At 66.2% G+C, this 13,414-nt stretch carries 14 protein-coding genes; 11 read left to right on the top strand and 3 right to left on the bottom strand.

Going from position 1 to position 13,414, the window contains the following annotated elements:
• Positions 1-218: kinase/pyrophosphorylase (locus VGI62_RS19290; protein ID WP_331506189.1), on the bottom strand; the 218-nt coding region annotated here is incomplete at its 3' end.
• Between the two features lie 512 nt (positions 219-730).
• Here VGI62_RS19290 and hemE point away from each other — a divergent pair.
• From hemE to rho, 4 genes are all read left to right on the top strand, one after another.
• Positions 731-1,795, top strand: coding sequence for a uroporphyrinogen decarboxylase (hemE, locus tag VGI62_RS19285; RefSeq protein WP_331506188.1), 1,065 nt, complete (start codon positions 731-733; stop codon positions 1,793-1,795).
• Positions 1,792-2,829, top strand: coding sequence for a ferrochelatase (hemH, locus tag VGI62_RS19280; protein ID WP_331506187.1), 1,038 nt, complete (start codon positions 1,792-1,794; stop codon positions 2,827-2,829). The genes hemE and hemH overlap by 4 nt, the downstream gene beginning before the upstream one ends.
• Entirely contained in the window at positions 2,826-3,296 is a 471-nt protein-coding gene (locus VGI62_RS19275; protein ID WP_331506185.1) for a CopD family protein, read from the top strand. Before hemH ends, VGI62_RS19275 begins: the two co-directional genes overlap by 4 nt.
• A gap of 228 nt (positions 3,297-3,524) precedes the next feature.
• A complete protein-coding gene (gene rho, locus VGI62_RS19270) occupies positions 3,525-4,946 on the top strand; it encodes a transcription termination factor Rho (protein ID WP_331506184.1) in 1,422 nt (473 codons plus the stop codon).
• A gap of 129 nt (positions 4,947-5,075) precedes the next feature.
• Here rho and VGI62_RS19265 read toward each other — a convergent pair whose 3' ends face one another.
• Positions 5,076-6,044, bottom strand: a complete 969-nt coding sequence (locus VGI62_RS19265) for a quinone oxidoreductase (RefSeq protein WP_331506183.1) — start codon at positions 6,042-6,044, stop codon at positions 5,076-5,078.
• The gene (locus VGI62_RS19260) at positions 6,044-6,739 is read right to left on the bottom strand and encodes a dienelactone hydrolase family protein (RefSeq protein WP_331506182.1); all 696 of its coding nucleotides are present in this window, start codon (positions 6,737-6,739) and stop codon (positions 6,044-6,046) included. Before VGI62_RS19260 ends, VGI62_RS19265 begins: the two co-directional genes overlap by 1 nt.
• A gap of 94 nt (positions 6,740-6,833) precedes the next feature.
• Here VGI62_RS19260 and VGI62_RS19255 point away from each other — a divergent pair, with 94 nt between their 5' ends.
• The 7 genes from VGI62_RS19255 to VGI62_RS19225 all read left to right on the top strand — a co-directional run bounded on the left by VGI62_RS19255 (position 6,834) and on the right by VGI62_RS19225 (position 13,152).
• Positions 6,834-7,076 carry a DUF6489 family protein gene (locus VGI62_RS19255; protein ID WP_331506181.1) on the top strand — a complete coding sequence of 81 codons (243 nt, stop codon included), beginning with the start codon at positions 6,834-6,836 and terminating at the stop codon, positions 7,074-7,076.
• Positions 7,073-8,410, top strand: coding sequence for a tRNA uridine-5-carboxymethylaminomethyl(34) synthesis GTPase MnmE (mnmE, locus tag VGI62_RS19250; protein ID WP_331506180.1), 1,338 nt, complete (start codon positions 7,073-7,075; stop codon positions 8,408-8,410). Before VGI62_RS19255 ends, mnmE begins: the two co-directional genes overlap by 4 nt.
• A 64-nt stretch (positions 8,411-8,474) precedes the next feature.
• A complete protein-coding gene (mnmG, locus tag VGI62_RS19245; protein ID WP_331506179.1) occupies positions 8,475-10,322 on the top strand; it encodes a tRNA uridine-5-carboxymethylaminomethyl(34) synthesis enzyme MnmG in 1,848 nt (615 codons plus the stop codon).
• A complete protein-coding gene (rsmG, locus tag VGI62_RS19240; RefSeq protein ID WP_414695710.1) occupies positions 10,300-10,956 on the top strand; it encodes a 16S rRNA (guanine(527)-N(7))-methyltransferase RsmG in 657 nt (218 codons plus the stop codon). Before mnmG ends, rsmG begins: the two co-directional genes overlap by 23 nt.
• Positions 10,940-11,752 (top strand): AAA family ATPase, encoded by an 813-nt coding sequence (locus tag VGI62_RS19235; RefSeq protein ID WP_331506177.1) that lies wholly within the window; start codon positions 10,940-10,942, stop codon positions 11,750-11,752. Before rsmG ends, VGI62_RS19235 begins: the two co-directional genes overlap by 17 nt.
• Positions 11,753-11,761: 9 nt before the next feature.
• Positions 11,762-12,634, top strand: coding sequence for a ParB/RepB/Spo0J family partition protein (locus VGI62_RS19230; RefSeq protein ID WP_331506176.1), 873 nt, complete (start codon positions 11,762-11,764; stop codon positions 12,632-12,634).
• Positions 12,631-13,152 (top strand): GNAT family protein, encoded by a 522-nt coding sequence (locus VGI62_RS19225; protein ID WP_331506175.1) that lies wholly within the window; start codon positions 12,631-12,633, stop codon positions 13,150-13,152. Before VGI62_RS19230 ends, VGI62_RS19225 begins: the two co-directional genes overlap by 4 nt.
• Positions 13,153-13,414 lie beyond the last annotated feature (262 nt).

Genomic DNA, 13,414 nt, shown 5'->3' with positions numbered 1-13,414 from the left:
ATGGTGTGCAGCACCACGCCCGGCGCGGCCGCGATCTCCCCCAACACCCGCTCCACCTGCGGCGCCGCTCGGACCAGGGAATAGATGTGCTCGATCTCCAGCACATTGTTGAACCTGGCGCAGGCCGCCCGCGCCATGGCGTTCAGGGTCTCGCCGGTGGAGTCCGACACGAGGTGGACGTGGAAATAGGTGGCGAGCCTTGGAAGTGGCGTGGTCACGGGCGGCCTTGGCAAAAATTGCTGGGGACGATTCCTGTGGAGCAGTCTTAGCGAACGATGGCCGCAATGGGGATAGATCGCGTGCGGAGGGGCCTCGGCGCTGCTCCCCATGTATGACCGGGATGAAAGGCATCGTTAACCGCCCGTTAACCCACACTCCGGTGGGCGGCGGATAACTTTCTGGGGCAGTTGTCGACAACGAGCTGTCCGTCGGATCGGCGCCCCGCCTCCTGCCCCTAGGTCTTAACGAATCCTTAAGGCGGCTGAAGGGGTTTGGAGCGTCATCCCCGCAATCCACAGCGTAGGGATGGGACGGCCGCTGACGGCGGATGGGTTGGGGAAAGCCGTTGCGATCGCTGGGCGCCGCCGGCTTTGTCCACCCGCTCGACAGGCCCTATCGCCTCTTCCGCAATCCTTTTTCTAAAGTTCTTCAGAAAAGGAAGAAGGCTGGGCGGAGGGACTGTTTGGGCCTTGGGCTTGAGAGTTCGGCCTAGAGGCGATTTAAGGTCCCCATGAGCGAGACCCCCCGGCTGTTGCGCGCCCTTGGCGGCGAAACCCTCGAACGCCCGCCGATTTGGCTGATGCGACAAGCCGGCCGCTCGCTGCCCGAGTACCGAGAGCTTCGGACCAGGGCAAAGGACTTCATCTCCTTCTGCCATAATCCCGAGATGGCGGCGGAGGCGACGCTGCAGCCGGTGCGCCGGTTTCCGCTCGATGCAGCCATCGTCTTCGCTGATATCCTGCTGATCCCGCAGGCGCTGGGCCAGGACGTATGGTTCGAAGTGGGGGAGGGGCCAAGGCTGGGCGCCATGCCGCAGATCGCGCGGATGGCCGGCGAAGTCGAAGCCTCGACAGGCCGGCTGGCGGCGATCGGAGAGACGCTGTCGCGAGTGCGGGCGGAACTGGAACCGGACCGCGCCCTGATCGGATTCGCCGGCGGTCCGTGGACGGTGGCGACCTACATGATCGAAGGGCGCAGTTCCGACCGGTCTGGAGCCAGGACATTCGCCTATGAGCATCGCGACGAGCTCGACGCGCTCCTGGAGGTGCTCGTCGACGCCACCGCGCGGTACCTGGTCATGCAGGCGAACTCAGGGGCCCAGGCGCTGCAGATCTTTGAGAGCTGGGCCGAAGGTCTGGCGGAGGATGTCTTCGAACGGATCGTCGTGCGTCCGCATCGTGCGATCGTGGAAAAGGTGCGCTCAGCCGGGGTAACCGCACCGTTCATCGGCTTCCCACGTGGGGCCGGCGCGCTCGTCGAAAACTATGCCGCGACAGTTCCCGTCGAAGGGGTGGCGCTTGACACCCAGGCCAGCGCCGATCTCGGCCGCCGGCTGCAAGCGAACGGAAAGACAATCCAGGGCGCGCTCGACAACCTGCTGCTCCGGGCCGGGGGCCCAGGGCTGGATGCTCGGGTCGAAGCCTTGCTCGCCCAGTGGAGCGGCGGTCCCTATATCTTCAACCTCGGCCATGGGGTGATGCCGGACACGCCGCTTGACCATATCGCCCGTGTCGTGGAGCGGGTCACCGGAAAGACTGTGAAGTCGGGGACGGACCAGGAAACCAAGCCGGCGTGACCAAGCTCGCCGTCGTCCTGTTCAATCTAGGCGGGCCTGATGATTTGAGGGCTGTGAAGCCTTTTCTTTTCAATCTCTTCCGTGATCCTGCAATCATTACGCTGCCCGCTGTGGCGCGCTACCCGCTGGCGGCGATGATCTCCACGACCCGGGATAAGACCGCTCAGGCGAACTACGCGCTTATCGGCGGCGCTTCGCCGCTGCTGGCGGAAACCGAAGCACAAGCGCGCGCCCTGGAAGCGGCGCTGAAGGGCCAGGACGCCGAGGCGGAAGCGCGCTGCTTCGTCGCGATGCGTTACTGGAAGCCGTTCGCCCAGGAAACAGCCCGAGCGGTCGCTGACTTCGCACCGGACAAGGTCGTGCTCCTGCCGCTCTATCCGCAATACTCGACGACGACGACGGGCTCGTCCGTGAAGGACTGGATGGGTGTCTATCGGGGGCCTGGGGGTTCACGGACGATCTGCTGCTACCCAACTTCCCCTGGGCTGGTCGGGGCCAACGCCGCGGCGATCCGCAAGGTCTGGCTCGACGCAGGAAAACCCGAAGGTGTGCGGCTGTTGTTTTCCGCACACGGCTTGCCGCAGAAGATCGTCGACGCCGGCGATCCCTACCGCGCGCAGGTGGAGGCTACCGCCGAAGCAATCGCGGCGTCCGTACCCGAGCTCCCGGACTGGCGGGTCTGCTTCCAGAGTCGGGTCGGGCGGCTACAGTGGCTGGCGCCCTCGACCGAGGAAGAGATCAGGCGGGCGGGCGCAGACGGAAAGGGTGTCATCGTGGCGCCAATCGCCTTCGTCTCCGAGCATGTGGAGACCTTGGTGGAGCTTGACCATGAGTACGCGAGCCTGGCCGGCAAGGTCGGCTGCGTACCCTATCTGCGGGCGGCGACGCCGGGGATCCAGGGCGCCTTCATGGAGGACCTGGCGCATGCGGTGCTGGACGCGGCCGGCCGAGCCGGCGGCGTGGCGCCGCACGGCCCTTGGCGCTGCCCGGTCGGCCATGCGAAATGCCCTCTTCGGACGGGGCAGGCGGCATGAGCTACGACGGCGTCTACGACCTCTTGCGGGGTCTTCACATTCTTGCGGTGATCGCCTGGATGGCGGGCCTGCTCTATCTGCCCAGGCTGTTCGCCTACCACACGGAGACCGCGCCTCCGGGGACACCGTTCGACGAGCACTTCAAGGTCTGGGAAGCCAAGCTGCTCAGGATCATCATGAACCCGGCCATGGTGCTGGCCTGGTCCTTCGGCCTGGCTCTCATCTGGGTGGACGCCCACCGTCACGGCGACGGCTGGCGGTTCCTGCTGGAGCCGTGGATGCTCACAAAGTTGGTCGGGGTCGTTTTCATGACCGGCTGGCATCACTATCTCGGTCGGGCGCGCAGGGCGTTTGCGGACGGCCGCCGCGACAAGGCGGCCAGATTCTGGCGGATGACCAACGAGCTGCCCTTCCTGGCGGCCATAGTCATGGTCCTTGCGGTGACGACGGAGTTCGGTCGCCCATAGGTCCCGGGCGGTGAAATCCTTGACCGGCCACCCATATTTGTGGTTCGGATCGGTTACGCGTCCCCGACAAGGGCGCGCCCCGCCTTATCTCCGGCCGCCGCGCGGACCTCGCGCTGCCGTCCGGCCCCCAAAGAAGACGAACCCATACGGCGCGAACCGTGCGCCCACATCACCTAGAAGCCCACGCCCGGAGTCCGTCCGGCCCGAGGGCAAACACGAGCAAATCCAATGCAAGACGAAAACCAAGAATCCTCCGCCGTCGACGAGGCTGTCGCCCCCGAGCTGAACGCGGCTGAGCCCGTTGTCGCCGAGGCGCAGGCGGATGAAGTCCCCGCCGAGCCGGAAGAGCCATCCGAGATCGCCAACACCATCGCCTCGATGGGCCTCACCCGGATGAGCCTGCAGGAGCTGAAGGACAAGTCGCCCGCCGATCTGCTGGCCTTCGCCGAGCTCTTCGAGGTCGAGAACGCCAACTCCATGCGCAAGCAAGACATGATGTTTGCGATCCTCAAGACCTTGGCCGAGGAGGGTGTGGAGATCTCCGGCTCCGGTACGCTGGAGGTGGTCCAGGACGGCTTCGGCTTCCTGCGCTCGCCGGAAGCAAACTATCTGCCGGGCCCCGACGACATCTACGTCAGCCCATCGCAGATCCGGAAGTTTGGCCTGCGCACCGGCGACTCGGTGGACGGCGCGATCCGTGCGCCCCGCGAAGGCGAGCGCTATTTCGCGCTGGTGAAGGTCGATCTGACCAACTTCGAGAACCCGGAGAACGTTCGCCACAAGGTTCTGTTCGACAACCTGACGCCGCTCTATCCTGACCGGCGCCTGCGGATGGAGATCGATGACCCGACGCTGAAGGACCGTTCCGGCCGCGTGATCGACATCGTCGCGCCGCTAGGCAAGGGCCAGCGCTGCCTGATCACAGCGCCGCCGCGGGTCGGCAAGACGGTGATGCTGCAGAACATCGCCAAGTCGATCGAGACCAACCACCCCGAGTGCTACCTGATCGTTCTGCTGATCGACGAACGGCCGGAAGAAGTCACCGACATGCAGCGTACGGTGAAGGGCGAGGTCATCTCCTCGACCTTCGACGAGCCGGCGACGCGCCACGTTCAAGTTGCTGAAATGGTTATCGAAAAGGCGAAACGCCTGGTCGAGCACAAGCGCGACGTGGTGATCCTCCTCGACTCCGTGACGCGCCTCGGCCGCGCCTACAACACCGTCGTTCCGTCGTCCGGCAAGGTGTTGACGGGCGGTGTCGACGCCAACGCGCTGCAACGCCCCAAGCGCTTTTTCGGCGCTGCCCGGAACATCGAAGAAGGCGGCTCTTTGACCATCATCGCCACGGCCCTGATCGACACCGGCAGCCGGATGGACGAGGTGATCTTCGAGGAGTTCAAGGGCACGGGTAACTCGGAAATCGTGCTTGACCGAAAGGTCGCCGACAAGCGGGTCTATCCGGCGATCGACGTGATCAAGTCCGGCACCCGCAAAGAAGAGCTCATCACGCCCAAGGAACACCTGGCGAAGACTTACATCCTGCGCCGGATCCTCGGGCCAATGGGCGCGCAGGACGCCATCGAGTTCCTGCTCGACAAGCTCCGGTCCTCGAAGAACAACGAGGAATTCTTCCAGTCGATGAACACCTAGGGCCGGTTCGACCAGCCATACCGGTCGGACTTGTGTTTCACGTGAAACACGGGCCGCGGAGCTGATCCGATAGGGATCCCGAGCGGACGCCAATCGGCCGCCCGGGCCATCTCACCCGGCGGGCCGGGGCTAGGGGATCAGCAAGCTCGCCCCGATGGTGGAGCGACCCTCCAGGGCCTCGTGCGCCTTGCGGGCTTCCGCGAGCGGGAACGTCTGGCCTATCTCGATTTCAATCTTTCCGGCGCCGATCATGTCGAAAAGGGCCGCGGCGCTGGCGTCGAGCTCAGCGGTGGTGGTCTGGTAGTCGACCATCGTCGGTCGCGTGAAGAAGAGTGAGCCCGCCAACATCAGCCGGCGGGCTTCCAACGGCGGCGGCGGGCCCGACGCATTACCGAAGCTTACGAAGAGGCCGCGCCGGGCCAGACTGCCGAGGGTGCCCTCAAAGGTGTCCTTGCCGACGGAGTCGTAGGCGACGGGGACGCCCTTGCCCCCGGTGATGCGGCGGACTTCCGCAGCGACGTCCTGGTGGCGGTAAAGGATCACGTGGTCGGCTCCAAGCGCGCGAACGCGGGCCGCCTTCTCGTCGGATCCGACAGTTCCAATGACCCCGGCGCCGATGGCCTTCAGCCATTGGACCATTATCTGCCCGACGCCGCCCGCCGCGGCATGGACAAGGACCATTTCGCCGGGCTCGACCTTGTGCAGGCGGCGGATGAGGAACTCGACGGTCATGCCCTTGAGAAGACCTGCAGCGGCCGTACGGACATCGACGCCCGCAGGGATCCGGACCGCTCGCTCGGCGGTGACCGTGTTGGCGTCGGCATAGGCTCCGGGCGTCCCGGCATAGGCGGCGAGATCTCCGACCTTAAAGCGGGTGACGCCCTCGCCCACCGCCTCCACGACCCCGGCCGCTTCGGAGCCCAGGCCCGCCGGCAGCTTCATCGGATAGAGGCCCGAGCGCTGGTAGGTGTCTATGAAGTTGATGCCGACCGCCTGATGACGAACCAGGATCTCGCCGGGCTGCGGTTTTTGCGTCTCGACCTGAACGAGTTCGAGGACCTCAGGGCCGCCGGTCTTCTCAAATCGGATCGCGCGCATCAGCTGAGCTCTTTCTTGAAGAAGGAGAGTGTGCGGCCGCCGGCCAGTTTGGCCGCCGCGTCGTTGTAGTGCTCACCGCCGAGCCGGGCGAAGGCGTGATCGCAGCCGGGGTAGGTGTGGATCTCGACCTGCGGGTGATCCTTCAGCGCCTGCAGGATCACAGCCTGGGCGGCCTTCGGCACGAACTGGTCTTCCTCGGCGATGTGCATGAGCAGGGGATGGGTGAGCTTCTCGGCTTCTGCGACGCGGTTTTCGAGTCCGACGCCGTAGTAGGAGACGGAGGCATCGGCATCCGTCCGGGTGGCGGTCAGGAAGGCCAACAAGCCGCCAAGGCAGAAGCCCACCGCGCCAACCTTGCCGGTGCAGCCGGGGTCGTTGCGGACATGGTCGAGCGTGGCGTTGATGTCCAAGACGCCGGTCTCGACATCGAAGGCGTTGAACAACTCGAACGCGCGCTTCCATTCGGCTTCGGTCTTGTCGGTGATGTCGATGCCCGGCTCGATGCGCCAGAAGAGGTCAGGGCAGATGGCCAGGTAGCCCTGCCCGGAGAGCCCGTCGGTGAGGTCGCGCATGACCTGGTTCACCCCGAAGATCTCCTGGATCACCACGACCGCGGGGGCCGGCGACCGCGCGGGCCGGGCGACATAGGCCCCGAAAGACCCGTCTGTGGTGGTGATTGTCGTGCGCTCTCCCATGACCGCCTCCTGTTGTCGGATAGCATTCTCTTCTGCGCTACTAGCGCGCAGGGCCACTCCACGGCCATATGGAATCCGAACGAGGAATTCGGCCATGAAGATGACGATCGAGGTAGACTGCTCACCAGAGGAGGCGCGCCGCTTCCTCGGCCTGCCGGACGTGACGACGCTCAACGACCACCTGGTGGACGAGATGAGGAAGCGGGTCGACGCGAACATGGCGATGATCTCACCTGATGAGCTGGTGAAGAACTGGATGACCTTCGGGGCTGGCGCTCAGGAGCAGTTTCGCAAACTGATGGAAGCGGGCATGGGCGCGGCCACACCGAAGACATGACCGACACCATCTTCGCGCCGGCCACGGCGGCGGGCCGGGCGGCGGTGGCGGTCATTCGACTTTCGGGTCCCCGGTCGGCCGAGGTCTTGCGCATCATGACAGGGCGCTTGCCGGCCGCCCGGCGAGCAAGTCTTAGACAGCTGAGGGATGCTGAGGGCAGGGCGATCGATCAGGCTCTCGTCCTGTGGCTCCCTGCGCCGGCCAGCTACACCGGGGAGGACAGCGCCGAATTCCACGTCCACGGCGGACCCGCGGTCGTGGCTGCGCTTGTTGAGGCGCTGTCAGCGCTCGGCTTGCGGCTGGCCGAGCCCGGCGAGTTCACCCGTCGGGCCTTCGAACACGGCAAGCTGGATCTCGCCCAGGCCGAGGGGATCGCGGATCTGGTCGAAGCGGAGACCGAGGCGCAGCGGACCCAGGCCCTCGCGCAGCTCGGCGGCCGTCTTTCACGGGTGCAGTCGCTCTGGCGCGAAGGATTGACCGAGGCGCTGGCCTACTTCGAGGCGGCCGTCGACTTCCCGGATGAAGAGCTTCCGGCGGACATCGCCGCGCGCGCAAAGCCGGTCCTGCAGGTCCTGCTGGACGAACTGGAGATGGCGGTCGCTGACGCGGACCGGGGCGAGCGCGTGCGCGAAGGGTATCGCGTCGCGCTTGTGGGCGCGCCGAACTCCGGCAAGAGCACCCTCCTGAACGCGCTGGTGGATCGTGACGCCGCCATAGTCACGGCCACGCCCGGCACGACCCGCGACGTGATCGAGGCGCCGCTGGTCCTCGCCGGCTACAAAGTCCTGCTGGCCGACACCGCCGGGCTGCGCGACACCGACGAAGAGATCGAGGCTGAGGGCGTGCGGCGGGCGCGCTCGTGGGCCGAAGGGGCGGACTTGCGGCTATGGCTTGTGGACGGCTCGATCTCGGAACTGCCGGGCCTTCCCGATGAGGTGGGCGCCGGCGACATATGCCTGATCACCAAGCGCGATCTTCCGATCGGCCCCGCAGGAGCCTGGGCGGCGGAGGTCGCGCGACGGATGGGCATGCCTTCAGCCGAGGTCACGGCCCATGGGCCCAGCGACGTGGCCTGGCTGAGGCAGACGCTGTCGGAGCGGGTGGTCGAGGCCCTGGCCGGCGCCGAGCCGCCGGCGGCCACTCGTCTGCGCCATCGCGAACTCCTGATGGAAGCGGGCGATCGCGTCCGCCAGGCGATGGGCGAGGGGGTGGCGCTAGAGCTTGCAGCCGAGGACGTCCGCCTCGCCGCCCGCGCCCTCGACCGCATTACCGGCCGGATCGATCCCGAGCATGTCCTGGGTCGGATATTTGCGACCTTCTGCATCGGCAAATGACCGCAGGGAGCGTGCGGATGTTTCACGTGAAACACTGCGGCCGTTCGACTATATGACGCCGCTCATGACCTGGGACGTGATCATCATCGGGGGAGGCCACGCAGGCTGTGAAGCGGCTGCGGCGGCGGCGCGGTTCGGCGCGCGCACCCTGCTCCTGACCCACAAACTCGAAACCATCGGCGAAATGAGCTGCAATCCGGCGATCGGGGGCCTGGGCAAGGGTCACCTGGTCCGGGAGATCGACGCACTTGATGGTCTGATGGGCCGACTGGCCGACAGGGCCGGCATTCAGTTCCGCCTGCTGAACCGCTCAAAGGGGGCAGCCGTGCGCGGTCCACGTTCGCAGATCGACCGCCGGCTCTACCGCGAGGCGATGCAGGCCGAGCTGGCGGCGACCCCGAATCTCACCATCAAGGCCGAAGCCGTGGAGGACCTGATCGTCGAGGGGGACGTTGTCGCGGGCGTGCTCGGCGCCGGAGGGGAGGCCTACCGCGCCGGTCGCGTCGTGCTGACCACCGGGACTTTCCTGAAGGGGGTAATCCATCGGGGAGAGCAGCGCATTGCGGCGGGCCGGGTCGGTGACGCGCCCGCCATCGGCCTCTCTGACCGGCTCTATGCCTGCGGCCTGCGCATGGGACGGCTCAAGACCGGTACGCCCGCGCGGCTGGATGGCGCGACGATCGCTTGGGACCGCCTGGAGATGCAGGCGGCCGATGCTGAGCCCGTGCCCTTCTCCTTCCTGACCGACGCCATCACCACGCCGCAGATCGAATGCGGCATCACCTACACGACCGCCGAGACGCACCGGATCATCGCCGAACGGCTCGGCGAATCCGCGGTCTATGGGGGCCGCGCAACCGGTATCGGTCCGCGCTATTGCCCCTCCATCGAGGACAAGGTCGTCCGGTTCGCCGAGAAGACCAGCCACCAGGTCTTCCTGGAGCCGGAGGGCCTGGATGACGACACCGTCTATCCGAACGGGGTCTCGACCTCCGTTTCGGAGGAAACCCAGGACCTATTCCTGCGCACCATGCCAGGCCTCGAGGCCGTGCGCGTGAAGCGCTACGGCTACGCCATCGAATACGACTACGTCGACCCGCGCGAACTCTACGCGACCCTCGAAGCCAAGCGCTTGCCGGGCCTCTATCTGGCCGGCCAGATCAACGGCACAACCGGCTACGAGGAAGCCGGCGCCCAGGGCCTGGTGGCGGGGCTCAATGCGGCGCGCGCCGCGTCCGGCGCAAATCCGGCGGGCTTTGCGCGCGATGAGGCCTACATCGGCGTCCTTATCGATGATCTGGTCACCCGCGGGGTGACCGAGCCCTACCGGATGTTCACCAGCCGGGCCGAGTTCCGCCTGATCCTGCGTGCGGACAACGCCGATCAGCGGCTGACGGCGAAAGGTGAGGCGCTAGGCGTGATTGGCTCGGCGCGCGCAAAGGTGTTCGAAGAGAAAGCCACCGCCCTGGCGGCGGCCCGCGCGTTGGCCGCCACCCTGACGCTCACACCCTCGCAGGCAAAGAACGCCGGATTGCCGGTCAAGGCCGACGGTCAGCGGCGGAACCTGACAGAGTTCCTCGCCTACCCGACCATCGGATTTGAGGATCTCGCCCGGGTATGGCCGCAGATCGCGGCGTGGTCGCCACAGGTGCGCGAGCAGATCGAGATCGACGCTTCATACGCGGGATACCTTGATCGCCAGGCCGCCGATGTCGCCGCCTTCCGCCGTGACGAGAATCTGACTCTGCCGGCGGGGCTGGACTATGCCGCCGTGGGCGGACTTTCCAACGAGGCGCGGGAAAAGCTGACCGCCGTAAGGCCGCTGACGCTCGGCCAAGCCGCCCGTATCGAGGGCGTGACGCCCGGAGCCCTTACCGCGCTGCTGGCCCATGTCCGTCGACGCGCCGCCTGAGGCGGCCCCCCACATGGACGCCGCCGGATTCGCCGCCGTCAGCGGCGCAACGCCGGCGCAGCTCGCCGACCTGGAGCGGTTCCGCCTCATGCTCTGCGAGCGCAACGAGGTGATGAATCTGGTCGGCCCCGCGAGCCTGCCGGCCTTCTGGTCGCGCCATGCCTGGGACAGCGCCCAACTCATCAAGCTTCAGCCCGAGGCCCGGGCCTGGGCCGACCTTGGAGCCGGGGCAGGGCTACCGGGCATCGTGCTGGGGATCCTCGGAAAAGGCGTGCTCGGGTTCCACGTCGAGCTTGTCGAGAGCATGACCAAGCGCTGCAAATTCCTCAGCGAGGTCGTCGCGGAGCTCGGCCTTCCGGCCACAGTCCACAACGAGCGTGCGGAAAACCTCGATCTAACTGTGGAGATTGTTACCGCGCGGGCTTGTGCGCCGCTTTACCGCCTGCTCCGGTATGCCCGGCCATACCTCCAATCTGGCGCGACGGGTCTCTTCCTGAAGGGACAAGATGTTGTGTCAGAAATGAAGGAAGCTGCTAGATATTGGGACTATGAGGCCGACGTCGTGCCGTCCAAGAGTGACCCCAGGGGGCGTATCGTGCGCGTGAAGAGGCTTGGCCGTGCCCGTAAAGTCTGACCGCGCGCTCCGCGTCCTGGTGGTCGCCAACCAGAAGGGTGGGGTGGGCAAGACCACCACCGCCATAAATCTCGGCACGGCGCTGGCGGCGGTGGGCGAGAAGGTGCTGCTGATCGATTCCGACCCACAGGGGAACGCGTCTACGGGACTCGGCATCGGTCGGGCGCTGCGCAAGCACACGCTTTATGACGTACTCATGGGCGAACGCGACCTGGTCGAAGCCGTCGTGAAGTCCTCGGTGCCGGGGCTGGATGTCGTCCCCTCCGATCCGGACCTCTCCGGGGTCGAGATGGAGCTCGCCCAGCAAAGCCGACGTTCATACAAGCTGAAGGACGCGCTCGATGCGGTCCGCCAGGCCGGGACCTATAGCTATGTCCTGATCGACTGCCCTCCCTCGCTGAACCTGCTCACCGTCAACGCCATGGCCGCCGCGGACGCGGTGCTGGTTCCCCTGCAATGCGAATTCTTCGCGCTCGAAGGCCTCAGCCAGCTGATGCGGACGATCGATATGGTCCGCGCCAGCCTCAATCCCAAACTGGAGATCCAGGGGATCGTGCTGACCATGTTCGACCGCCGTAACGGGCTCTCGGCGCAAGTCGGCGACGACGTGCGCAGCCATTTCGGCGAAACGGTCTACCAGACGGTGATCCCCAGAAACGTTCGGGTGTCAGAGGCGCCGTCGTTCGGCAAGCCGGCGCTGGTCTACGATCTGAAGTGTGCGGGGAGTCAGGCGTACCTGCGGCTCGCCCGCGAGGTGGTGCTGCGCGAGCGTGCGCGCCGCAAGGTGGCGGCGTAGGAGAGTCAGATGGCAGAGGGGCGCAGAGGATTGGGGCGTGGTCTATCGGCCCTGCTGGGCGAGGCCGAAGATATCGCCCATGCCGTGGAGCCCGCCGAGGGTGTGCGAGCGATCCCGATCGAACTCGTGCACCGCAGTCCAGACCAGCCAAGGCGGCATTTCCCCGCCGAGGAGCTCGCCGAACTGGAAGCGTCGATCCGCGATCAGGGGATCCTGCAGCCGATCCTGGTGCGGCCCTCGCCGAAGAAACCCGGCGAGTACGAGATTGTCGCCGGAGAGCGGCGCTGGCGCGCGGCCCAGCAGGCCGGTCTGACCGCCATCCCCGCGCTGGTGCGGGCGCTGGACGACGACAAGGCCTTCGAGATCGCCGTGGTCGAGAACGTCCAGCGCGAGGACCTGAACGCCATGGAGGAGGCCCAGGCCTACGCTTCGCTGATGCGCCGGATGGCCTACACCCAGGACAAGGCCGCCGCCGCCGTCGGTAAATCCCGCAGCCATGTGGCCAACACGCTTCGACTGCTGCAGCTGCCCCAGAGCGTCCAGGATCACGTGTTGTTCGGGCGCCTTACCGCCGGCCACGCACGCGCGATCCTGAGCGCCGACTACCCCGAAGCTTTGGCGGATACCATTGTCCAAAAAGGACTTTCTGTCCGCGACGCTGAAGCGCTGGCCAACAAGGCCAAGATCGCCGCGCCGAAGAAAGCCTCGGGGCCCCGACGAGCGGCCAAGGACGCCGACACCGCATCGCTGGAGGTCACGATCGAGGAAGCTCTTGGCTTGAGCGTAGATATCACCGACCGTGGCGGCTCTGGTGAGGTGAAGGTCTCCTATGCGACGCTCGAACAACTCGACGAAATCTGCCGGCGGTTGATGCGCAAATGATCCTAGCCGAGGGGCAGAAAATTCGCCTGCGCACGATCGGCGTGCGGGACCTGAAGACGGCTGTCGCGCACAAATACACGCTTTCGATCACCGAGCCGCTGACCGACCCGGTGCGGGCGCGGCAAGTCTATGACAAGACCGGGTTCTGGACGAAGGACTCGGGCGCAAGCGCAATCGAGAGCATCGCCGCCGAGGACACCGGGCGGCTGATCGGCACGCTGCAGTTCTACTACGCCGGTCCGGGTATCCACGGGCTGGAGATCGGCTACGTCCTCCACGACGAAGAGGACCGCGGGAAAGGCTACGCCTCCGAGGCGCTGAGGCTGTTCTCCGACCTGCTCTTCGCTGAGCACCCGTGGTGCCACCGCCTGCAACTCATCATCGAAACCTGGAACTACGCCTCGGCGCGGCTCGCGGAGAACTGCGGCTACGCCAGCGAGGGCGTACTTCGCAAGGCGGGCTATAGCTCGCCCGACGAGCCCAGCGACTGCTTTGTCTATTCGAGGGTTCGCGACTGAGGCGCTGAACTAGCCGCAGGCGGGGGGCGGCGCTCAAACGAACCTCAAGGTCGCCAAAGAACAACAAAAACATAGCCTTACGAGCACCCTTACCCTACCGCTGCGCCCGCCACGAGCGCGTGCGAATCTCGGATTGGGGACTCGGCTAGCCCTCGCCGCCTTCGCCGTCTGACGCCGGCCGCGCCTTCTGGTCGACATTGGTGGGCGCGGTCTTGACGCCGGTGCGTTCCTCTTCGCGGGCCCCCTGCAGGATGCCGACGAG

The sequence above is a fragment of the Phenylobacterium sp. genome, assembly GCF_036495085.1.
In the GTDB taxonomy this organism is placed as follows: Bacteria; Pseudomonadota; Alphaproteobacteria; order Caulobacterales; family Caulobacteraceae; genus Phenylobacterium.
This window is presented reverse-complemented; position numbering and strand designations above follow the sequence as displayed.

Excerpts from the sequence above, each read along its gene's own strand:
- hemE (WP_331506188.1), top strand. The coding sequence starts at position 731 with ATGAGCGAGACCCCCCGGCTGTTGCGCGCCCTTGGCGGCGAAACCCTC.
- VGI62_RS19275 (WP_331506185.1), top strand. The coding sequence starts at position 2,826 with ATGAGCTACGACGGCGTCTACGACCTCTTGCGGGGTCTTCACATTCTT.
- rho (WP_331506184.1), top strand. The coding sequence starts at position 3,525 with ATGCAAGACGAAAACCAAGAATCCTCCGCCGTCGACGAGGCTGTCGCC.
- VGI62_RS19265 (WP_331506183.1), bottom strand. The coding sequence starts at position 6,044 with ATGCGCGCGATCCGATTTGAGAAGACCGGCGGCCCTGAGGTCCTCGAA.
- VGI62_RS19260 (WP_331506182.1), bottom strand. The coding sequence starts at position 6,739 with ATGGGAGAGCGCACGACAATCACCACCACAGACGGGTCTTTCGGGGCC.
- VGI62_RS19255 (WP_331506181.1), top strand. The coding sequence starts at position 6,834 with ATGAAGATGACGATCGAGGTAGACTGCTCACCAGAGGAGGCGCGCCGC.
- mnmE (WP_331506180.1), top strand. The coding sequence starts at position 7,073 with ATGACCGACACCATCTTCGCGCCGGCCACGGCGGCGGGCCGGGCGGCG.
- mnmG (WP_331506179.1), top strand. The coding sequence starts at position 8,475 with ATGACCTGGGACGTGATCATCATCGGGGGAGGCCACGCAGGCTGTGAA.
- rsmG (WP_414695710.1), top strand. The coding sequence starts at position 10,300 with ATGTCCGTCGACGCGCCGCCTGAGGCGGCCCCCCACATGGACGCCGCC.
- VGI62_RS19230 (WP_331506176.1), top strand. The coding sequence starts at position 11,762 with ATGGCAGAGGGGCGCAGAGGATTGGGGCGTGGTCTATCGGCCCTGCTG.
- VGI62_RS19225 (WP_331506175.1), top strand. The coding sequence starts at position 12,631 with ATGATCCTAGCCGAGGGGCAGAAAATTCGCCTGCGCACGATCGGCGTG.